This is a genomic window from Methylocystis sp. SC2 (assembly GCF_000304315.1).
In the GTDB taxonomy this organism is placed as follows: domain Bacteria; phylum Pseudomonadota; class Alphaproteobacteria; order Rhizobiales; family Beijerinckiaceae; genus Methylocystis.
On the sequence record NC_018485.1, the window covers coordinates 1,609,272 to 1,631,437 of the forward strand.

A 22,166-nucleotide genomic window follows, 5' to 3' on the forward strand; every position below is an offset into this window, starting at 1 on the left:
TGCGGACATGCATGCGGTCAAAAGGAAATTCCGATCGTCGCGTTGAGACCGCCTTGACGGCGGCTCTCCCCGAAGGGGAACAAATAGCCGATTTGCGCGGTCAAGATGCCGTCATAGGCGCGATAGAAGTCTCCGCCGAGCCATGTGCGCGCGACCAGCGCCGGGCCTGCCCCAAAGGCGAACCGGCGCGTATCCGCGCTGTCATAGGTCGCCATGCCCATTGCAGCCGCCCCGAGCACGACGCGCGAGTCAGCGTCCCAGTAGGAATAGCCCAGCAAACCCACCGCGTTCTGCAGATACCGACGCTCGCCGGCCCTGTAGGTGCCATAGGTCGCAAAGCTCGTCAGCGGCTGCCATGCCGTCTCAAGCGGATAGCTCATGTCTGAGGGTTCGATCGCGCCCGCCGCTCCCGCGCTTGGGGCGCTCGAATAGGCGAATCCGCCGTAGCCATAGCCCCATGACAAGGCGAGCTGATTGAACGGCGCGTTTCGCGTGAAATAGTGCTGCCACTCGGCGCTCACCGAGAAATTGACGCCGTCGAACGGACGCAAGCGCAAACCCAGCCGCGAATAGCTCTCGGTGAAGCGCGTCTGGTCCTGCGACCAAAAGCCGCCGATCAAACCCTCGAGGCCGAATATGTACGGCAGGAAGCGCCCATCGAATCGGATGACCGTTTCAAAGCTTGGCTGAAGCTGATGCCCGCCCCAGCGTTTGCGACGATCGGCGATGCCGTTGAACACCAAATTGGTGCGAACGCTCGCATCCGCCTCGACAACCTGCGTTCTGACCACATCTCGATCGCGGGCCGGCCGGGCGCGGAGCGAAGGATCGCTCGACCAGCGGTCGAGCGCTTCCCGAAAGAACTGCGACTCTTTCGAGCGATCGACATAGACGCTGGCATAGCCGGCGTTCAGCAACACTTCGCCGCTGCGCTCGACCGCGAGACTATTCTCAAAGGCCTCGACGGCGGCGGCATATTCCTTCTGACGCGCATAGAATTGGCCAAGCGTCGACCATCCGGCGGCGTAGCCGGGATGCGTTTGCGCGAAGTCGACGAGTTCGGCGCGCGCGCGCGCCAGATCTCCCTGTTTTTCATACGCCGACGACCTGGCGGTAGCGATTTCAAGCTCGACCGCCACTATTTGCGCTGGAGGCAAATCTCCCCGGTCAATCGCTTTCACAAAGTCCGCAAGCGCGCCATCGCCGTCTCCGAGCGTCTTACGAAGATAGGCCCTTTGCGCATAGGCTTGGCCCGTGGCCTTGCCGCGCGCGATGAGCGCGTTTGACGCCCGCAGCGCCTCCTCCGTGTGGCCAAGCCCCGCCAGCGCGGCGATCGTCACGCGAAAAACGGCTTCGTCGGCTCGGGGGAAAGCCTCCGCCGCCCTGCCATAACGCAGCGCGCTCACCCAATCGCGAGCGGCCAGAGCCTTGAAGGCCTTTTCGGCGACGAGCGTGTAGCGCGCCTCATCCAGCGCGCGCGCGACGTTGAGCTTCTGATCGGCCGGGAGTCCATATTTCAAGGCCTGCTCGAAATCTGCGATTGCGCCGATCACATCCTTGGCCTGACGGCGCATGAACCCGCGCTGTGCAAGCACTCTTGGGCTTTGCGGGACAGACGCAAGGTAGCGGTTCGCTTCGGCAAGCGCCTCAGCTTTGCACCCTTGGCGAAGAAGCGCCGTCAAGAGGAGGAGAACAGGCTCCTCCGCTTCGGGATCGAGACTGCGCGCCTCTCTTGCCGCGCGCACAGCCTCTTCCGGCCGTCCCGCTTTCAGCGCGTCATAGCCGCTGTTGAGCGCTTGCTGCAGGGGCGTCGCCTGCGCGCCGACCGACGGAGCGCCGGGTTCATTGGCGCGTTCCGCCTCCGCGAGCGCGAGTTTTAGCCTCTTCGCTTGCGCGGGATCGAGAGCCGGCTGCGCGAGCGCGGCCCGGAAGTCCGCAATGGCGCCGCTCAGGTCTCCCGTCGCGCGCCGGCTGTATCCGCGCTGCGCGAGCAACGTCGCACTCGGCGTATTGTCCTTGATGAACGCATCCGCTTCCTTGACCGCCGCTGCGGCCTGCCGGGATTTGCTCAACGCCGCCATCAGCGCAAGCAGCGGCGCTTCGGCGTTTGGATATTTGGCGCGCAGGTCGCGCGCCGCCTTCACCGCACGAGCATAATCGCGTTTCGCGATCGCCGCGTAAACCTCCGCGAGTTCGGCTTGCACAATGCTATCATGCTCAGCCTTGACAGCTTCCGCGAGCGCATTGCGCAATGGCGACGTTTGGCTTGGCTCAATGTCGGGCGCGGCGAGGGCGGCTTCGAAATCCGCCGCGGCGCCTTTCAAGTCCTGCATGGCGCGACGCAAATAGCCGCGCTGGGCGAGAAGACGCCCGCTCGCCTTATTCTGCAAGATATAGCGGTTCAGCTCGTCGAGAGCCGCCTGCGCCCGGCCCTGTCGGCTATAGGCTTCGGCGATCAGCCCGACGGGAGCTTCCGCCTTTTTATCGAGTTCATGCGCCGCGCGCGCCTTCTCTATGGCTTCATTCAGCCGAGACTCGTTAAAGTCCTTATATGCGGCGCTCATCGCCAGATCGAAGAGCGCGACGTCGACTGCGGCGGCCTGCTCTTGGGTCAGCGCGCCGCTGTCGCGTGCGCTGCGCAGATCCGCCTCGGCGCCGGCGACGTCCATGAGCCGCTTGCGCAGATGACCACGCTGGGCGATCAGCGCCATCGAATGCTTATGGCTGGCGACAAAGCCGTTAATGACGTCGACCGCCTCGCCGATTCGTCCCAATTTGTTTAGAATGTCGGCCAGCAGGCGGACGGGCATCTCATATGCGGGCGCGAGGCTTCGCGCCCGCTGGGCGTATTTAAGGGCGCCATCGTAATCGCCCTTGGCCACACGCGCGAACGCCAAGGCGAGCTCTTGGTAGCCGGGCTGGCCTGGCCGCGGCTCCTCGCGAACGCCGTCGTTGTCGGCGGCGCGAGCGGCGATCGGCGTCGTGGACGCCAGCGACAGCGCCAAAAAAAGGATTGTTGCGCAAGGCCTTCGAAAAACCCGCCGCACGATTGCGCTCCATCTGCGTTGCAAAAAGCCGAGATTCTGACATCAGAATCTTCGCACGCGCGTCACGCGAATCAGGAACGAAACATATTGTTTTTGCTAACCTATAACCGTGAATGACGCAAAATCGGGCGGCGCGCGCCGCGAACGCCGGGGCGACGGCTCTTCGCAAGGTCGCCGCATTCCCATGTTTTGCTCTGTACTAGAAAATTAGTTTAAAATCTATACTTAGGCCCGCAGGGCGCCCAAAAGGTTTGTACACGGAACCCGACCTCGCGGCATATGCAGGAGCAGAAGCAAAATGCAACTTATGGTGTTAATCCTCGTGCTGTTTACATTGATATCGCTCGCCGGTTTCGTCGGAGCGTTCTTTTTTGGCGCAGCGGGAGCCGTCGCACTAATGGTGCTGGGTTTATCCATCTCCTTTATCGGAATAGCTTTTTTTACAGGCCGCTAAGATGTCTAAATGTTCATTCGACAGCTCAGAACTTCTAATTTATACAGGCCACTAAACTGGCACTCCTGAGCAGAGCTGAGATGAACGAGTTGACAAGCCTCAAGAAAGGCGAAATTCGCCTAACTAAATCAAAACTTTGCTGTTTATGCATCGTTGGCACGCGACCTGAAGCCATCAAGATGGGCCCTGTCATCGCCGAACTCAATCGTTCGGATTGGGCCTTTCCCTACGTGGTGACGACCGGTCAGCACGCTGACGTCGTCGAAGGCGCCCTAAAGGATTTCGGCGTGGTTCCTTCGCGCCGGCTGAACCTCGAACGTCGAAACGGCTCGCTGAATGAGCTGTTCGGCAAGGTGATCTCCGAGATGGATCGCGTGATCGACGAAGTGCGACCTGACTGCGTCATCGCCCAAGGCGACACGACGTCGGTCGCGGTCGTCTCGCTCGCCGCGTTTCACATGAACGTGCCTTTCATGCACATAGAGGCGGGGCTCCGCACGGGAGACCTCAACGATCCCTATCCGGAAGAACTCAACAGGCGAATCGCCGGACTGACTGCGGCCATGCATTTCGCTCCGACGTCGGCGTCGCTCAATAATCTCCTGCGCGAAGGCGTCCCTCCTGGCGACTGTCTCGTCACGGGCAATACGGGCATTGACGCCCTGCTGCAGACGGCGGCGCACAAACTGCCTGCCCCGAAGAGGTTTCCGAATTTGCCGCGAGTCATTCTCGCAACGGCGCACAGGCGGGAAAGCTTCGGGGCGCCCATCGAAAACGCGCTACGGGGCATAAGAGCGGCGGTCGACCGGCATGACGATCTCGGGTTGTTCTTCGTCAGCCATCCCAATCCGAACGCTCATGAGCCGGCGCGCCGGATTCTTGGCGGCCATCCGCGCATCGTGGTTACGGATGCGATCGACTACGCCGACATGGTCGCGGCGCTGAAGAGTTGCTGGATTGTCGTCACCGACAGCGGCGGCCTCCAGGAGGAAGCGCCTGCGCTGGGGAAGCCCGTCCTCGTGCTGAGGAACACCACCGAACGGCCCGAGGCGGTTCGCGCCGGCGCGGTTCGCGTCGTCGGCACAAACTCCGCCGCGGTGTCGAACGCGATCTCTCAGCTGTGCGACGATCCGGCGCTCTACGCCCGCATGTCGGTCCCGGTCTTCCCTTATGGCGATGGCCAGGCGGCGAAGCGGATCGTCGCCGCGATGCGTGCGCGACTGGTGCGCGCGATTCCGGCATTGTCGGCCGCCTAGGCCGCTTCAGCGCTTCGCCTTGCCGACCTGAGCGGCAAGGCGCACAATCAAAAGGTCCGACGCGCGCTCAATCTGCCGAACACGCGAGGCTGAAGAGCTTAAGGACGACCGATGTTTTTTGACCTGACCGACGCCACCGTCGCCTACGTCGACGCGCTGGTGGGACTTTTTATTGTTTTTGGCGTCGCCATTATTCTTTACAGCCTCGATGACGTCTTCATCGATGTTGTTTACTGGCTTATGAGATTGTCAGGACGGATCCGCGCCGAACGATTCCAGCTTTCTGAACAGGCGCTGCTTGAACAGCCGCAACGCCCTCTCGCGGTCATGGTGCCGGCCTGGCGCGAAGAGGCCGTCATCTACGAAATGTTGAAGACCAACGCCGTCCATTCCGCGACGACGGTTTTTTTTGTCGGCGCCTACCCCAATGACGCCGCGACTCAGCTGGAAGTGTTGAGGGCGGCGGCGGAACTTCCACAAAACGTCCGTCTCGTCGTCGGTCCGCATGACGGGCCGACAACGAAAGCCGATTGTCTCAACGCGATCATCGCGGCGATCGGCGAATATGAGAAAGCCTCGAACATCAAATTCGAAGGCTATGTGCTCCACGACAGCGAGGATGTGATTCATCCGCTGGAATTTCCACTGTTCAGCGCGCTGATCGCCACTTTCGATTTCATCCAGATCCCGGTGTACTCCTTCAGGCGCTCGCTCCTTCAGATGACCGCGGGCACATATATGGATGAATTCGCGGAGTTTCATAATAAGGATCTGTTTGTCCGGCAGCGTCTTACAGGCGTCGTTCCATGCGCCGGCGTGGCCGCCTGCTTCAGCCGGAGAGCGATCGAAGCTCTGAAGGCCTGGCGTCGGGGCGAGGTGTTCGACCCGATCGCTTTGACGGAGGATTACGACGTCGCCTTCGCCATGAAGTCGCTTGGCCTGAAGTCCGCGTTCGTTCTCAATGAGGCCCCCTATACGCTCGATATTCCGCGGGGGACCGATCAGGTGCAACGGATCGCAACGCCGCTCGCGATCGCGACGCGAGAAAATTTTCCGAGCGACTACCGAGCCGCCTACCGTCAGCGTGCGCGCTGGCTTCTGGGCATCGGCTTCCAGGGAGCCTCGAAGCTCGGCTGGGGCAACACGCTTACCGAGAGAATCTTTTTCCTACGCGATCGCAAGGGCATCCTGTCCGGCATCATCGCCGTCGTGGCCTATTTCCTGGCTTTCAACGCTGTCGCGATCCTTGTCCTTGGAACATTCAGCGAAGAATGGCTCATCGCCGGCTACGCAATGCTCAACCCGACCCTGCGGCTGCTGTTCTTCGTCAACATCGTCCTGCTCATCAACCGGCTCGTCCAGCGAATGATCTTTACGACGTCGATCTATGGCTTAGGCCAAGGGTTGATATCGGCGCCAAGGGTGGTTTTCTCGAATTTCATTAATTTCTCTTCGGCGTTGCGCGCCCTGTATATTTTCGTTTGGCGCCATAAAGTGCGCGGAGAACCGTTGAATTGGGACAAAACGAGTCACACCATTCCCGCGCATAATGTTGAAGCGGTTGGAGCTTAAATCGAAGCATCTGCAGCGCATGGCGTTGCGTCGGAGTTGACAGACACCGCTCTCGTGTAAAGCTGATCTTGTCGCCTTTTGCCCAAGGTCATGAAAATGACAGTAACGGTTACGCTTCCGAAAAAGGCCGTGTCATGGGCTATCTTCGGATTTCTTGTCGCGGCGATCGGTGGCGCCGCCATCTCGCTTCAAAAACAGGTGGCGGCGCAAACATGGGTCGAGCACACGCTTTACGTCCGCACAGCGCTTCTGCAAACGCTCTCCACCGTTCAGGATGCGGAAACCAGCCAGCGGGGGTTCCTGCTGACGGGCGACGACACGTTTTTGGAACCCTTCCGTAACGCCGATCGAACAATTGGCGAGCGTTTGCACGCCTTGGAGCGGGCTATCTCCGACAACGAAGAACAGATGCAACGACTGAAACGTCTGCGTTCCGTCGTCGCCGACCGACTAGCCGCCTTACAAAAACACATTCAAGAACGCGGAGCCTCGCCGGACGCGACTTTCGCCGATCGTCTTAAAAACGGTAAACGTCTCATGGATCAGGCGCGCAGCATTATCGCCGAGATGCTCGGCGAAGAAGATCGGCTCCTGACGACGAGAAACGCCGAAATGCGCTGGACGTTGACGTTGACGCAGATGGGCGTTGCAGGCGCTCTCCTGTCAGCGGCTCTCCTGGGGTGGGCGACGCTCAAGGATCGACAGAGGCAAGTTGTCGAACTTCAGACAGCCAATGCTGCGCTTCGAATTGCGCTCAAGCAGGCGGCCGATGAAAGCGAGCGCCGGGAGCGCGTCGAAGGCCAGCTCAGGCAGTCTCAAAAAATGCAAGCCGTCGGTCAGCTTACCGGCGGTCTGGCGCATGACTTCAACAATATGCTCGCCGTCATCGTCGGATGCCTCAACCTCCTAAAGCGCACGATGGCGCGCGGCGAAGTCGACAAGGACGGCTTGATCGACAAGGCGATGGAATGCGTCGACCGCGCCGCAGCCTTGACTCATCGCCTACTCGCCTTTTCGCGTCAGCAGCCGCTCGCGCCCCAGACCGTCGACGCCAATAAGTTGGTGGGCGGCATGGCGGAGATGATCCGGCGCACGCTTGGCGAAGCCGTCAACGTCGAGACGGTTCTCGCAAGCGGGGTCTGGCGGATCCATGTCGACCCCAATCAACTCGAGAGCGCGCTGTTGAACTTGGCCGTCAACGCGCGCGACGCGATGAACGACGAAGGCAAGGTGACGATTGAGACCTCGAACGCCTATATCGACGACCACTACGCGCGGGAACACGCCGAAGTGAAGGAGGGTCAATACGTATTGGTCGCCGTCAGCGATACTGGAGCCGGCATGCCGCCCGAGGTTATCGCCAAGGCCTTTGAGCCGTTCTTCACAACCAAAGGCCCGGGCAAGGGAACGGGGCTCGGCCTCAGTCAAGTCTTCGGCTTCGTCAAGCAGTCGGGCGGGCACATCAAAATCTATTCGGAGCTTGGCCAAGGCACGACGGTGAAGATTTATCTGCCGCGTTTCGTCGGCGAGGGAGAAGTCGCCGCTCCCATTCATCAGGCGAACCAACTTCAAAGGGCCATGAGGGGATCGCCGGAGATGCTCATCCTCGTCGTCGAAGACGAGGATCGGATGCGGAGCGTCGCCGTCGCGATGTTCAAGGATTTGGGGTATAGCGTGCTCGCTGCGGGAAACGCCGCCGAGGCGCTTGCGCTTATAAACGCCAATCCTCACATCGATTTGCTCTTCACCGACATTGTCATGCCGGACATGAACGGTCGCGCGCTCGCGGAAGAAGCGCTGCGTCGGCGCCCAGACCTGAAGGTGGTGTTTACAACGGGCTTCTCGCGGAACGCCGTGATTCATAACGGCGTGCTTGATCGCGGCGTAAATTTCCTGCCCAAGCCATTCTCGATCGAGCAGCTGGCGCAGAAGATGAGCGCTGTTCTTGGAGTTATGGAGACCACCTGAAGCCGACCGCCGACGCTCTTTGGCGTTCGTCCGGCGCAGCTTAATCCGGCGGGCGTTTCCGTCGCCGCTGGAGGAATACGCCCGGCGACGCCACGGCTGGGAGGGAACGACGCGCGCGGATGGCGCCGTTGCAGACGCGCTAGAGCGCTTCCCGATCACATCGAATCATGTGATCGATAAGGAAAAAATCAAAACGTTGGAGCAGGTTCACATCGAAAAAGTCTGTCAACTTTTTCGGAACCTGCTCTAATGCGTTGCGCACAAGTCCGGCGGAGGCGCAAAACCGCCGAACTCCCGCTCGAGGAGTTCGGCGAAGCCGATCGTGGTGCGATCTTCGAGATAAGGCCCGATGATCTGCACGCCGATCGGCAAGCCGGACTCGGTTCGATCGATCGGCGCCACGGTCGCCGGGAGGCCGGCGGTCGTGGCAAGCTCCGCCCACACAATCTGGGCGTCGAGATAGGCGCAGGATCGGCCGTCGATCTCGATGCGTCGCGACTCGATCGGCGAATGATCATGTGGAAAAGCGGGCGTCGGCATCGCCGGGCAGAGCACGACGTCCCATTCGCGAAAGAGCTCGCGCCAACGCTCCCGAAGCGCGCTCCGCGCCCCGTCGGCCGCGAGCCAATCCCGATGGCTGATGACAGCGCCGCGCATGCGTTCGGCCGCGAGGCTCCGGTTCCGGGGCGACAGCGTCGCGGCCGCGCCGCGAAGCCTGGCATAGACGCTGGGCCGCAAATCCGCGCCCCAAAATGCGGACAACAGCCGAACATAGAGACGCGCTGATTCTGCAAGGTCGGGCAGTAAGGGACTCGCGTGCGCGAGTTTGGCTCCCGCACGGACGAGCCGCTCCGACAATCGACCGACCGCCGCCCGCACCACGCTCGCGGTACGGCCAAGCGGATGCGTGTCGATGACGAGAACGCGGAAGTTCTTGAGCCTGTCGTGCCGGGCGGAGGGCAGCGCCAGTCGAAAGCCGGCGCGTTCTTCGTCCGGTCCGGCGATCACATCGAGCGCGAGCGCGAGGTCCGCAGCGCTTCTGGCCATTGGACCGATGACCCCGAGATCGCAGTCGCGCGGCAAAGGCGGCGCGCCCGGCGGGGTCAGTCCGCGATTAGGCACAAGACCCGACGTCGGCTTGTGCGCGTAGACGCCGCAATAATGCGCCGGCGCGCGCAACGAACCGCCGCGGTCCGAGCCGATCGACAGCGGCCCGAAGCCGCAAGCAAGCGCCGCCGCCGAGCCGCCCGAGGATCCCCCTGGCGTGAGCCGAAGATTCCACGGATTATTGGTCGTGCCGTAGATGTCGTTGTAGGTCTGCCAATCGCTCAGCATCAGCGGCACATTGGTCTTGCCGAGAATGACGGCGCCCGCATTCTTCAAGCGCGCGACGACCACGGCGTCTTCTCGCGGCATGAAACGCTTGAACTGCGGGTCGCCCCAAGTCGTCGGCAGTCCGACAATATCGAAGGATTCTTTCACCGTCGTCGGGACGCCGAGCAATGCGCCCCTTTCGCCGCGAGACAGGGCGATGTCCGCCGCCTTGGCCGCCTCGCGGGCGCGTTCGAAGTCTCGGGCGACGACGGCGTTGACGCGCCGATCCGCCGTCTCGATGCGCGCGATCGCGCGATCCGTGAGCTCCAGCGCGGAAATCTTGCGCGCCCGCAATGCGGCCTGGAGATCTTTGATCGCGCCGTAATCCCACTCCGACTCGCGAAGGGAATGAGTCTTCTGCGCCAACGCCCCGCGCGACCACGGGGCCGTCGCGGCGGCCAGAGCGATCGCCCCCGCTCCGATCAAAACATCGCGTCGTGCTGCGCCAGTCATTGGACGATCCCTGACCGTCGGCTGTCAGTCGCGCCGGCGACGCGCCGTCAATCTGCGACGGGCGTTGAATCGCTTTGAACGCCGCGTCCGATCGCGATCTGGCCGACCGACCCTTCGACGTGAAACGCGAGGCCCGTCATTTTGGCGAAGAGGTCGATGTCGCCAACGCCGATCGCGCAGGCGCCGATCTCCATCTCGGCGGCCATCAGATAGAGCGTCTGCATCAGCACGCCGACATGCTTCAGAACGAGCGCATAGGCGAAGCCGCTGTATTTCCAGGACACGCGGCCGAAACGCGCCGCGATGGTCACGAGGACTTGCGGGACCGCCGGAGCGCCCATGGCGAATTGCGCGTCCTCCAGCATCGCCGTGAGCCAATGCGCGTTCGTCTCGATCAAAACAAGCGCGTGCTGGCTGGCGTCGTAATGATAAAAGCCGCGCGCCAAGCCCTCACATCGATCGACGGCGAGATAGAGCTCCAATTCATAGCTCGCGCCGCCGGACGGATAAGGACGAGGGGCGACCTCCAACTCCGGCGCATCGTCGGGCGCTTGCTCTCGCGAAATGATTCTTGCGGCGCCGTCGAGGAGCCGCGCCACCTCCGCCAGCGTGATCGGGCGCCGCTCATCGAAGGCGCGGGTCGAGCGTCGGCGCCGCAGCAATGTCGCAAAGGCCGAAGGCGGCGCCGTCTCAAGCGTCTTCAGGTCGATCGCCGGCCCTGGCCAGCTCGGCCGCACCGCGGGCGGCGGCGGCGCGAGGTCCGCGTGGGCGTAGAGGCCGCCGGAGGGATTGGCGTGCCGACCATCGGTGCTGCGGGTGTGGAACAGCAGATCGTGGAAGTCCCATAGAACGAGATCGTTATCGCCTTCGGCGGCGCGCAGCGCTTTGTCGGCGCCCGGACCGGGCGTGAACAGGATCTGGCTATCGAGGAGCAGCGCCAGCAGCTCGGTTCCCGGAAAGTCGGCCAAGGCGCGAAACTCTCTCACCATACGCGCCTCCGACAGACGCGCGATCATTGCTGCAACGCTTGCGTCGCACAGTCGGAAGAGCGCCATGGCGCGCGGCGATTCGAGCACCAGATCGGCGCCCCGCCGCCGCATATAGGCGAATCGCGACAGCGCCAGCGGGCGATCCTCGTCGATCTCGATGATCCGTGGCGCATAATCGCGCATCTGCGGCTCGATGACGATGAGGTCGGGACCGCTCGGCGCGCGAGCCAGGCGATATTCAATGAGTCCGTAAAGCGCGAGCCTCCGGATGAGTTCGCTCATCTCCCCGTCCCGCTCGCCATCGAACGCCACGCCCGTCTCGAAGTCGGCGGCGCGCTCCATGACATCGGCGCTAAACTTTCCGAACTCAACGGCGCGACCGTCGAAAAGGGCGGAGACGCCGCCCGTGGCGCTGCGCTCCAACGCGACGCCAGGACTAAGACGCGCGAAGAGCCTTGCCGGCGGCGCGGGCGGTTGGGAGGTTTCGCTAGGCAAATCAGGTGCGGGGGAACAAGGGGTTGACGTCGGCTTCGCGCACGGGCCGCTTGCGCAGACCCAGCGCGATGGGCACGTCGTAGAGACGGCCGGGGCCAAAGCGGCGGTAGAAGTGCCGCAGTCCCGGAACGATCACCCGAACCACCGGCACGTCAATGTCCGGACGCGTCTGATCGAGGACGAGGAAATCGTGCCCGGCCCGCGCGACCAGCTTGACGCAGGCCAGCACCTGGTCGCGGCCGTCGAGTTGGGCGAAATTCTTGAAGCGCGACCGTCCGAACGACGCCTTGCCCTGCGGCCGCAGATAGGCGTGCTTGCGCAACGGCAGAGGGTCGCTTCCATAATCGTCGTCGGGCCCGAACTCGGGGCGGCCGCCGAGGCTCTCGATGGCAAGAAACTGGTTGAGCTCGGTCATGGCGCGCAGCGTCGCGATCCTTGGATCGAAATGCGCTCCCGCCGCGACTTCGATGAACTCCCGTCCGTTCTCGATCCAATGGGCGACGGCGACGACGACGGGAATGCCAAGATCGCTCGTCACGTCCAGCGCCCAGACGTCGCGGCCCATCCGGGCGAAAACGGCGCGCAGATCGCGCACATAGCTGTCGCCTAGCTTGTCGAGATCGATCTCCGGACGACGCAACCGGTTGTACCACCAGATCGCATATGCGTCCCGCTCAACGAGTTCGAGGAAACCCTGAATGATGGCCTCCTCGATCGTATTGCCCGCGGCGCAACCGTTCGAATCCGCGCTGATCTGATTGGCGCAGCCGGACTCGTGAAAGAAATACAGAAGGCCGGTGGGGACGTATTTGAAGGTTTCGTCGCGCAGCGACCACACGGGCGACCACTCCGCCTCCGCGGCGGGATCGAAGCGCTGCGCGCCCTCGCCGCAGCCGCCGCTTTTCGCGCCCTGCTCATATTGCGCGTCGCTGTAGAGCAGGATGTCGTTGGGCAGGATCGCCTCGCCCGCCGGGAAATCCGTAAAGCGTCGAACCGTCCTGATTTCGTCGCCCTGAAAAATCCCGCAGTAACGCTCGATCGCCTCCATCAGCGCGCTTGCTTCGCCCTGTTCGGCGACGCTGCCCTTGCCGTAGCTGTCTCCGCTCAGCCCGGCCTGAAGGGCGTCGACCGTTTCGGGGCGCGGCGAAAAATTATGTCTGGCGACAAAGCTCGCGTCGAGCGGCTGCTGGCTCTTGATCCGATCGAGATGCGACACGACGCCGGTCAGCGGGCTCACATGCTTGCGATTGCGGGCAAGAGTGTCGCCCGGCGCGACCGATCTGTAGCCCCCGCTCGTCACGACGCTCGCGCTGCCGGCATGCAGCGGGATGGGCGTGGGCGTTCGCGCGGGATCGCGGATTTCCGGATCGCCGCAGCTTGGGCATTGCGGCCGCGCCGGCACATAATGGCGGGCGACGGTCGAGCCCATCAGATCCAGGCTCACGATATGCTGGTGCAGATCGGTGCGGAAGTCGCTGGCGATCGCCTTGGCGATCTCCGCGGCGGCGAGGCCGACGCCGCTCAGCCCGAGCGGCTGGGCGCCTAGCGGCGAGACGGCGACGCAGCGCGCCTCCTTGCGGCCGAGGAACGCCTTGACTTGACGATTCCAGTTCATGCGATCGGCGAGGCATCTCCAGCAGGCGCTCTTGCCCGGGCTGAAGATCGGGCCGACCAGCGGGAAAACGCCGGAAGGCTGCACCAGCATCCAGTCCTGCTTTTTCTCGAGCCGCCGGCGGTTGAACTCCGCGAGCTGGCTTTCGAGATAATCGCTGACCAGGGCGATGGTCAGATCGCCGCCGCGCTTCACGACCTTGACGCCGTAAACGCCCAAGGCCTCCTCTAGCGCCCGCGCGCCGCCGATCCCGAGGGTTTCGATCTGAACGGAGACTTTTTGCAGATTTTTCGCGGCGACGTCGGGCGGCAGGCCGAGACTCGCCCAATAGGCCGCCGCGACGCCGTCGGATGCGCGCGTCGGGACGACGAAACGGCGATCGAGCAGCCGCTTGAACGCCTCGTCGATGGTGTCGAGGGGAAACTCGGCGGACAGCGCCCGGCGTATGGCGTCGGCGTCCTCTCCGGCGCCGATCCGCTCGGCCAGCGCGCAATAGAGCGCGCCACGAAGGAAAAACTTTCTGTCCTCCGAATAGAGGCAGACGGCGTCAGGCGGCAGGACATAGACAGAAAAATTCGGCGAAAATCGAAGGCCGTCGCCCAACCGCTCTTGTGAAACCGGCTTCGGCGCAAGCGGTTTAGATACGTCAATCGTCATTTGGCTGTCGCGCGCCCCCGTCTCGTCGCCCCAGGAGCGACGAGATTGTTCGATTCAGGAATCCGAGAGACGAACGAAAGCCTACAGACCCGTGCGGAACATTGTTGATGTTCCGCACGACGTCGCTGCACGCCCCGCATCGGCCCACGGCCGAAGCGCCGACGGCCTATCGGAACCGATTCAGCCGTCAAATGTGCAGCGGCGCGTCACCCGCAACCACGGCAGCCGCACCCGCGACAGCCACAGCCGCGACAGCCGCAGCCACGACAGCCACAGCCCCTGCAGCCGCGGCAACCCCACCACCAGGCGACCTGCTCATTCTTGACGGCCGGGACTTCTTCGCGGTCGAAAAGGCGGAAAGAATTCAGCCCCACGTCGAACACTTCCTGTTCGCGGAGGTCGATCGTGCGCGTCCGGCTCGTCGTCGGAGCCGTCGAAGCGTCGGCGGGAGAACTATCGACGCAGGCAGCGCCTGCGAGCGACAAAGATACACCCATCACGCCGAGGGCTTTCTTGCCTCGATGTTTGTTCTGTGGGTTGTCCGATGAGCGCGCCATAGACTCCTCCCGAAAAATCTCAAAAACCGCACGGGTGCAGACAATAGCGCTCCTCGCGCGCGGGTCAATACTCATCCGGTAAAAGGCGAACCCGAATGTTTCCACGTTCACCGCGGGGATTGGAGCGCCGCTATTGGCGGCCTATGCGCCTTAGCGTAATGAACGAGTGGTCGCGCGTGCTCGACGCTTGCCGGGTTGACCCGCATGCGGAGGCGCGAACAGCCGGAGCCGTCATATGCAGCGCGTAACGATAACGATCGACGAAGAGCTGATGAGCGCGCTCGATCAGTATATGGAGGCGGGCGGCCATCGAAATCGCTCCGAGGCCGTTCGCGATCTCGTCCGCGCAGGGCTGCTGAAAACGCCCGAAGCCGATGACAGCGCCCGCCCCTGCATGGCCGCGCTCGTTTACGTCTACGACCACGAGACGCGGCAGCTGTCGAAAAAACTGATGCATGACCATCACTCTCACGCCGACATGTCGATCGCGACGCTGCACGTGCACATCGATGAGGCGACCTGTCTCGAAGTGTCGCTGCTCAAGGGCCAGAAGACGGATGTCGAGCACTTCGCCGGCCATGTGATCGGCGAACGCGGCGTTCGATACGGGCAGCTCGTCGTCTTGCCGGCGGATCTCGAGCACGGCGAAACGCCCCACGTCGATCGTCACACGACCGGACGCCACCCGCACCATTCCAGCTAAAGCGCGTCGTCTGTGGCAATTCGGCAACGCTTACGGCAAATTGCTTTGAGCCAATTGACCCAACGCATCGCGTAAGACAATTTTAAAAAAAAATCACAATACGTGCATGTTGGTGACGTCGAATGAACCGCAGAAACGCCGCTTCCGTATCCGCCGTCGCCATCTCGATATCGCTGTTTTGCGCGGAGGCGCAGGCGCAATTCACCGCGCTGCCAACGATCAATGTCGGCGGTCACCGCCCGGCGGCCAGCACGGCGCGGCCATCGCGTTCGAGCGGTCAGGCGACGCGCGGTCCAGTTCGCCCCGAGCCCGCGCCAGTCATTCAGGATCCCACCGTGTCGGAGGCGCAAAAGCCGCCGCCGCTCACGTCGTCCAGCGACAAGTTCTATACCGGCGAGGAAGTGACGGCCTATCCTTATTCGCGTCCTAGCGAATCGCTTGAAATCGTGCCTGGCTTGATCGTCTCGCAGCACTCTGGCGACGGCAAGGCCAATCAATATTTCCTGCGCGGCTTCAATCTCGATCACGGCACTGACCTCGCGCTCTATCTCGACGGCATGCCGCTCAATATGCGCACCCATGGCCATGGACAGGGATACGCGGACGCGAATTTCCTCATGCCCGAGTTGTTGTCGTCAATTCTGGTGCACAAAGGACCCTATGCAGCCGAAGACGGAGACTTCTCTTCGGCCGGCTCGATCTACATCCAATACATCGATAAGATCGACAAGGGCTATTTTTCCGGAACCGGCGGCAGCTTCGGTTATGGCCGCGGCTTCGCCATCCAGCCTTACAAGGACATCTATGGCGGCGACGCCTATGGCGCCGTCGAGATGAACGTCTACAACGGCCCCTGGGAGCGCGGCGACGAATTAAAGAAGATCAACGGCGTCTTGCGCTGGACGCGGGGCACGCAGAGCGACGGCATGTCGCTCACCGCGATGGCCTACGCCAACCGATGGTATTCGACCGATCAGATTCCCATGCGCGCCGTGAATTCCGGCCTGCTTTCTCTATGGGGCACGACGGACCCGACCGACGGCGGCGACACCACGCGCTTCTCCCTTTCGGGCCGCTGGAGTCAGACAGAGGGCAATCACTACTCGCGCGTCGAAGCCTATGCGATCCGCTCGACTCTGGAGCTCTACAACAACTTCACCTATTTCCTCGCGCATCCCGACATCGGCGACCAGTTCCGCCAGTTCGACCGGCGCACGATCGTCGGCGTCAACGCACAGCACGGCATCGCCTGGAATTCTTTCGGCCTTCCCGTCCAGACGCGCTTCGGGCTGCAGGGCCGCTATGACGATATTCGCCTGGGCCTGCAGGAAAGCTTCCGCCGCAATATGTATAATGCGATCCGCAACGACTACGTCGGCGAAGGCAGCGTGGGCATTTGGACCGACACGACGGTGAGTTGGACGCCATGGCTGCGAACGGTGGCCGGCGCGCGCGTCGACCTTTATTCGGCGGCCGTCAACTCGATTCAGACGCTGGCGGACGCGCCGAAAGTCTTCAACAGCGAAGGGACGCCGGTCTTCCTGTGGACCGGTCCCTTCAACAATGGCCAGAAGGACGCGGCGATTTTCAGCCCCAAAGCGTCGATCATTCTTGGTCCCTGGTATGCGACTGAAATGTTCCTGAATTTCGGCGAAGGGTTCCACTCGACCGACGCGCGCGGCACAGTGCAGAATTTCTCGAGCGCGGAAATCGGCGGCATCGACGGCTTCGACCTCGACAGTTTCTCGGTCGCCGCGCGCATTCCGCTGCTCGTGAAGTCGCGCGGCGCGGAAATCGGCTGGCGCACCAAATTCATCGAGGGACTCGACTCAAGCGTGAGCCTGTTCTGGCTCAACTTAGATTCCGAAAACCAATATGTCGGCGACGCCGGAACGACGGAATTCGGCCGCCCGAGCCGCCGCTACGGCATCGAAATCGCCAATCACTATCATCCGGTGTCCTGGATCAGCTTCGACGGCAATGTGGCCTTAGTGAATACGCGCTTCCGCGGCGTCGATCAAAATGCGTGGCTCAGCTATGCCGAACTGACGACGGCGGAGACGCTGCCTTACGGGACCTTCCTTGGCAACGCCCCTGGCAACTATCTCTTCAACGCCCCGGCGATCGTCGCGATGGGAGGGCTTGAAATCGGCGAGGCCACGGGCTGGTTCGCCGGCATGAAATATCGCTATTTCGGCACGCGCCCCCTGACGCCGGACGGCTATTTCACCTCTCCCGCCACCGGCACCTTCAACGCGCGGCTTGGCTATCGCTGGGCGGACGGCTGGCGCATTCAGCTCGACGCGTTCAACATATTCAATTCGCGCTCCGACCAGATCACCTACGCCTATGGGTCGCTGCTGCCGAGCGACGCGCTCTATCAGCAGTGCGTCAACGGCCTCGCCCCCGGCGCGGTTTGCGGGGTCGGCGTCATGGACCGCCATTTCAAACCGGTCGAGCCGCCGGCGGTACGCCTGACGTTCGGCGGTCCGATCAGTTTTGACTCGCTGCCGGACTTTTCCGCGCCTCTGCGGGTCGTGCCGGACTGAGCCGCGCTCAACCCGTTTTGCGCTGCGTCACAAGCTGCGCAGGACGGCGTTGATGCGCCGCTGATAGCCGGGGCCTTGCGACTTGAAATAGTCGATCAGGTCTTGGTCGAGGCGGATCGAAATCGCCTGTTTTTTCGGCGGCACGACGACTTCCGCCTGGCTCCAGTCGATGGGCTCGAACGCCGCCCAATCGGGATCTCGCGCCACCCCGGCGTCGATTTGTAAATCGCTCATTTTCTGTCGCAACCTCATCCTGCGCGTATCTCGGCTTAGATCCGGCGCACGGTTGAGCCTGTGAATCATGGGCATCGCGGCGGATTTGTTCCCGGCCAGGAAGAAGTGGTGCTAGGGACAGCCTATGCGCTTTTCGCCTTCCTTCCTAGAAGAGATTCGGGCGCGCGTGCCCGTCTCCGAGGTCGTGCGCCAGAAGGTCAAGCTTCGCAAGGAAGGCCGGGAGTGGCGCGGCCTATCGCCGTTCAACGCCGAGAAGACCCCCTCCTTTTACGTCAACGACCAGAAGATGCGCTGGTTCGACTTTTCCGCGGGCAAAAACGGCAACATATTCGATTTTGTCATGGAGACGGAGGGGCTCTCCTTCCCCGAGGCGGTGGAAAGACTGGCGGCGCTCGCGGGGCTCCCCCTGCCCGTCGAAACCAAAGAGCAGCAGGAACAGGACCGACGGCGCGCGACGCTTGGCGAGGCGCTGGAAGCGGCGGCGGTCTTTTTCGAAAAGCAGCTCGCCGGCGCCGCGGGGCGCGAAGCGCGCGCCTATCTCGACCGCCGCCAGATTTCCTTATCCGCGCGCGAAAAATTCCGTCTGGGTTTTGCGCCGCCCGAGCGTCATGCGCTGCGCGATCACCTCGCCGCCAAAGGCGCAAGCGTCGAAACGATGATCGAGGCGGGCCTGCTCGTCCATGGCGAGGATATCGCCGTTCCTTTCGATCGTTTCCGCAATCGGGTGATGTTTCCGATCTGCGACCGCGCCGGGCGGGTCATCGCCTTTGGCGGACGCGCCCTGGAGGCTGACGCACAGGCGAAATATCTGAACTCCCCCGAGACGCCGCTCTTTCACAAGGGCGCGACGCTCTACAATCTGCATAACGCCCGCCAGGCGGCGCATGAGACCGGCGCGGTGATCGCCGTCGAGGGCTATGTCGACGTCATTGCGCTGGCCGCCGCGGGCTTCCCCAACGCCGTCGCCCCCCTGGGCACCGCGCTGACGCCGGAGCAATGCGCCCTGCTCTGGCTCCTGGCCGAGGAGCCGATCCTCTGCTTCGACGGCGACAAGGCGGGGTTGAAGGCGGCCTTTCGGGCGGTCGATACGGCGTTGCCGTTGATTGGCCCCGGGCGCTCGCTGCGATTCGTCCTTCTGCCGGACGGCCAGGATCCTGACGAACTGCTGCGCTCAAGCGGGGCGGAGGCGCTCGCGGACGCTCTGAACCACCCGCTGCCGCTCGTCGATCTTCTGTGGATGCGCGAGACCGACGCGGCGACGCTCGACACGCCCGAGCGCCGCGCCGCGCTCGAACGGCGGCTGCGCGAGATTGTCGGTCAGATCGGCGATGACGATCTGCGACGACATTACCTGCAGGAGCTGGCGCAACGGCTGGACCGCCTCTTCGGCCGCGACCGGCGCGGCCAGTTTCGACGCCCCGACGTCGGGCGGCGCGGCGCGGGCGGTCGCCGCCGCGCTTCCGACGAGGGCCCTTTAACCATCGGTCCAGGCTTGGCGAATTCGCCGCTGTTTCGCGGCGTCAAATCCGGGATTGCGCCGCGCGAGGCGCTCATCCTTCTGATTCTGATAAATCATCCAGATCTCATCGACTCCCGCGCGGAGGATCTGGCCACGCTCGATCTCGAGTCCGCCGACGCGCGCGACTTGCGCGACGCGCTCTTGCGATTCGCGGAGGGGCGCGCGGACGATAAACATGAGCTGCACCCGTTCTTGGAGTCGCTGGGACTTGCGCGGACGGTCGCCCGGCTCGAGGCGATGGCCGCCCATTCGACGCTGTGGAGCGTGCGCCCCGAGGCTGCGGCGGCGGACGCCGGCGAGAGCCTGCGGCAGGCTTTCGCCTTGCATCGCAGATCATTGGCGTTAAATAGAGAGTTGCGCGCAGTGCAAGCTCTGCTAGCCGAGAACCCGAACGAGCGTAATAATGCGCGGCTGAAGGATATTCAGACTCAGTTGTCGGCGCTAGATGGCGCAGAAGCAGCGGTGGAAGGATATGGATCGCTTTCCGGCCGACCGTCGCGGAACTTGTGAAGCCAGCGCCGGGGTGAAGAGGGGACGGGAAGCGCGCCGCTAGCAGGCGGTGCGAGGGTTTGGTGCGGTCGGCCGGGCTTTTTTCGTCCGCTTGCCGCGCCGTGGCGTAGAGAGGGCCGGCCTCTCTGGCTATTTTTGGAAAACTTGCGCCTTGCCTGGTTCGGGGAGCCGATCCGGGGCGAGGCGTTTGGAGCTTGTGGATGGCGAAGAAAGACGAAACTAAGGTCGAGAACGAAACCGTAGCGGCGACGGAGGCTTCCGACGGACCGCTTCTCGATCTCAACGACGCCGCCGTCAAGCGGATGATCAAGCTCGCGAAAAAACGCGGTTTTGTGACCTATGCCGAGCTGAACGCGGTGCTGCCGTCCGAGGAAGTGTCGTCGGATCAGATCGAGGACGTCTATGCGATGCTCTCGGAAATGGGCATCACCGTCTCTGAAGGCGACGATCCGGACGACGTCGAGGCCGACGAACAAAACCCCGAGGAAGAAGAGCCGGAAGGCGGCGAACTCGTCGAGAGCCCGCGCGCGACGGCGGTGGCGACGCGCACGTCGGAACCCGCCGATCGCACCGACGACCCCGTGCGCATGTATCTGCGCGAGATGGGCTCGGTCGAACTTCTGTCGCGAGAAGGCGAAATCGCCATCGCCAAGCGCATCGAGGCCGGGCGCGAGGCGATGATCGCCGGACTCTGCGAAAGCCCATTGACCTTCCAGGCGATTATCATTTGGCGCGAGGAATTGGAAGCGGGCAAGGTCCTGCTGCGCGACATCATCGATCTCGAGGCGACCTACGCCGGGCCCGAGGGCAAGGCGGCGAAATCCGCTGAGCCGGCGCCCGCCGCCGACCTGGCGCCGGCGACGGCGCCGCGCACCCCGCCCGCCGGGCTGCAGGAGGACGTCCCGCCCGCCGAAGAAACATTCGAGGAAGAAGACGACATGGAAAATTCCGTGTCGCTTTCGGCGATGGAATTGGAACTGAAGCCGAAAGTTCTCGAAACCTTCGCGCGCATCGCCGACGCCTATAAGAAGCTGCGCCGACTTCAGGACCAGAACGTCGAGAACAAGCTCAAGAACGAGACCCTGACCCCCGCTCAGGAGCGCAAATACAAGACGCTCAAGAAGGAAATCGTCGCCGACGTCAAATCGCTGTCGCTGAACCAGAACCGCATCGAAGCGCTGGTCGAGCAGCTCTACGACATCAACAAGCGACTCATCGGCTATGAGACGAAGCTCCTGCGGCTCGCCGACAGCCACGGCGTGATGCGCGAAGACTTCATCGACAAGTTCCACGGCTCGGAGCTCGATCCCAAATGGGTCATGCGCGTCGCCAAGCTCGGCTCCAAGGGCTGGAGAGAATTCGTCGCCGCGGACAAGGATCGCATCAAGGATCTGCGAACCGAAATTCACGCGCTTGCGACCGAGACGGGGCTGGAAATCTCCGAGTTCCGCAAAATCGTGCATATGGTGCAGAAGGGCGAGCGCGAAGCCCGGCAGGCGAAAAAGGAAATGGTCGAGGCGAATCTGCGTCTCGTGATCTCCATCGCCAAGAAATACACCAACCGCGGCCTGCAATTCCTCGATCTCATCCAGGAAGGCAACATCGGTCTGATGAAGGCCGTCGACAAATTCGAATATCGCCGCGGCTATAAATTCTCGACCTACGCCACATGGTGGATTCGCCAGGCGATCACCCGCTCGATCGCCGACCAGGCGCGCACCATCCGCATTCCCGTGCATATGATCGAGACGATCAACAAGATCGTGCGCACCTCGCGTCAGATGCTGCATGAGATCGGACGCGAGCCGACTCCGGAAGAGCTTTCCGAAAAGCTCGCCATGCCGCTCGAGAAAGTGCGCAAGGTGCTCAAAATCGCCAAGGAGCCGATCTCGCTCGAAACGCCGATCGGCGACGAGGAAGATTCGCATCTTGGGGATTTCATCGAAGACAAGAACGCCGTGCTGCCGATCGAGGCGGCGATCCAGTCGAATCTGCGCGAGACGACGACGCGCGTGCTCTCCTCGCTGACGCCGCGCGAGGAGCGCGTATTGCGCATGCGCTTCGGCATCGGCATGAACACCGACCACACGCTGGAAGAAGTCGGCCAGCAGTTCTCGGTGACGCGCGAGCGCATCCGCCAAATCGAGGCGAAGGCGCTGCGGAAGCTGAAGCATCCGAGCCGCAGCCGGAAGCTACGGAGCTTTTTGGATAATTGAC

Annotated in this window: 12 protein-coding genes; 7 read left to right on the plus strand and 5 right to left on the minus strand. The window is 62.7% G+C overall.

Annotated features, from left to right (window positions below; all coding sequences use genetic code 11):
* Nucleotides 1–17: 17 nt before the first annotated feature.
* The gene (locus tag BN69_RS07710; protein ID WP_014891024.1) at nucleotides 18–3,005 is read right to left on the minus strand and encodes a bacteriophage N4 adsorption protein A; all 2,988 of its coding nucleotides are present in this window, start codon (nucleotides 3,003–3,005) and stop codon (nucleotides 18–20) included.
* A gap of 675 nt (nucleotides 3,006–3,680) precedes the next feature.
* Between BN69_RS07710 and wecB the strand changes: the two genes are divergently transcribed.
* The 3 genes from wecB (at nucleotide 3,681) to BN69_RS07730 (ending at nucleotide 8,297) form a co-directional block, all read left to right on the plus strand.
* The gene (wecB, locus tag BN69_RS07720; protein WP_148277065.1) at nucleotides 3,681–4,757 is read left to right on the plus strand and encodes a non-hydrolyzing UDP-N-acetylglucosamine 2-epimerase; all 1,077 of its coding nucleotides are present in this window, start codon (nucleotides 3,681–3,683) and stop codon (nucleotides 4,755–4,757) included.
* Nucleotides 4,758–4,868: 111 nt separating this feature from the next.
* Nucleotides 4,869–6,329, plus strand: a complete 1,461-nt coding sequence (locus BN69_RS07725) for a glycosyl transferase family protein (RefSeq protein ID WP_014891026.1) — start codon at nucleotides 4,869–4,871, stop codon at nucleotides 6,327–6,329.
* Nucleotides 6,330–6,458: 129 nt separating this feature from the next.
* Nucleotides 6,459–8,297, plus strand: a complete 1,839-nt coding sequence (locus tag BN69_RS07730) for a CHASE3 domain-containing protein (protein WP_244435063.1) — start codon at nucleotides 6,459–6,461, stop codon at nucleotides 8,295–8,297.
* Between the two features lie 246 nt (nucleotides 8,298–8,543).
* Here the strand turns inward: BN69_RS07730 and BN69_RS07740 are convergent, their stop codons facing one another.
* Genes BN69_RS07740 through BN69_RS07750 form a run of 3 tightly spaced genes read right to left on the minus strand, consistent with a single transcriptional unit; the run spans nucleotide 8,544 to nucleotide 13,877 of the window.
* Nucleotides 8,544–10,124, minus strand: coding sequence for an amidase (locus BN69_RS07740; RefSeq protein WP_014891029.1), 1,581 nt, complete (start codon nucleotides 10,122–10,124; stop codon nucleotides 8,544–8,546).
* Nucleotides 10,125–10,171: 47 nt separating this feature from the next.
* A complete protein-coding gene (locus tag BN69_RS07745) occupies nucleotides 10,172–11,608 on the minus strand; it encodes a SagB/ThcOx family dehydrogenase (protein WP_014891030.1) in 1,437 nt (478 codons plus the stop codon).
* Between the two features lies 1 nt (nucleotide 11,609).
* Nucleotides 11,610–13,877 (minus strand): TOMM precursor leader peptide-binding protein, encoded by a 2,268-nt coding sequence (locus BN69_RS07750; RefSeq protein WP_014891031.1) that lies wholly within the window; start codon nucleotides 13,875–13,877, stop codon nucleotides 11,610–11,612.
* A gap of 792 nt (nucleotides 13,878–14,669) precedes the next feature.
* Between BN69_RS07750 and nikR the strand changes: the two genes are divergently transcribed.
* Both nikR and BN69_RS07760 read left to right on the plus strand, forming a co-directional pair.
* A complete protein-coding gene (gene nikR / locus BN69_RS07755) occupies nucleotides 14,670–15,137 on the plus strand; it encodes a nickel-responsive transcriptional regulator NikR (protein ID WP_014891033.1) in 468 nt (155 codons plus the stop codon).
* Between the two features lie 122 nt (nucleotides 15,138–15,259).
* Nucleotides 15,260–17,686: a TonB-dependent receptor gene (locus BN69_RS07760; protein WP_014891034.1), complete on the plus strand. Its 2,427-nt coding sequence runs from the start codon at nucleotides 15,260–15,262 to the stop codon at nucleotides 17,684–17,686.
* A 27-nt stretch (nucleotides 17,687–17,713) separates the two neighbouring features.
* Here the strand turns inward: BN69_RS07760 and BN69_RS07765 are convergent, their stop codons facing one another.
* Entirely contained in the window at nucleotides 17,714–17,920 is a 207-nt protein-coding gene (locus BN69_RS07765; RefSeq protein ID WP_014891035.1) for a BrnA antitoxin family protein, read from the minus strand.
* Between the two features lie 124 nt (nucleotides 17,921–18,044).
* On the opposite strand from BN69_RS07765, the gene dnaG reads away from it, so the two are divergent.
* A complete protein-coding gene (gene dnaG / locus BN69_RS07770; RefSeq protein WP_014891036.1) occupies nucleotides 18,045–19,949 on the plus strand; it encodes a DNA primase in 1,905 nt (634 codons plus the stop codon).
* Between the two features lie 200 nt (nucleotides 19,950–20,149).
* Nucleotides 20,150–22,165: an RNA polymerase sigma factor RpoD gene (gene rpoD, locus BN69_RS07775; RefSeq protein ID WP_014891037.1), complete on the plus strand. Its 2,016-nt coding sequence runs from the start codon at nucleotides 20,150–20,152 to the stop codon at nucleotides 22,163–22,165.
* Nucleotide 22,166 lies beyond the last annotated feature (1 nt).

What these genes read in the sequence shown, in the direction of transcription:
- wecB (WP_148277065.1), top strand. Translation starts at nt 3,681, where the DNA reads ATGGGCCCTGTCATCGCCGAACTCAATCGTTCGGATTGGGCCTTTCCC.
- BN69_RS07725 (WP_014891026.1), top strand. Translation starts at nt 4,869, where the DNA reads ATGTTTTTTGACCTGACCGACGCCACCGTCGCCTACGTCGACGCGCTG.
- BN69_RS07740 (WP_014891029.1), bottom strand. Translation starts at nt 10,124, where the DNA reads ATGACTGGCGCAGCACGACGCGATGTTTTGATCGGAGCGGGGGCGATC.
- BN69_RS07750 (WP_014891031.1), bottom strand. Translation starts at nt 13,877, where the DNA reads ATGACGATTGACGTATCTAAACCGCTTGCGCCGAAGCCGGTTTCACAA.
- nikR (WP_014891033.1), top strand. Translation starts at nt 14,670, where the DNA reads ATGCAGCGCGTAACGATAACGATCGACGAAGAGCTGATGAGCGCGCTC.
- BN69_RS07760 (WP_014891034.1), top strand. Translation starts at nt 15,260, where the DNA reads ATGAACCGCAGAAACGCCGCTTCCGTATCCGCCGTCGCCATCTCGATA.
- BN69_RS07765 (WP_014891035.1), bottom strand. Translation starts at nt 17,920, where the DNA reads ATGAGCGATTTACAAATCGACGCCGGGGTGGCGCGAGATCCCGATTGG.
- dnaG (WP_014891036.1), top strand. Translation starts at nt 18,045, where the DNA reads ATGCGCTTTTCGCCTTCCTTCCTAGAAGAGATTCGGGCGCGCGTGCCC.
- rpoD (WP_014891037.1), top strand. Translation starts at nt 20,150, where the DNA reads ATGGCGAAGAAAGACGAAACTAAGGTCGAGAACGAAACCGTAGCGGCG.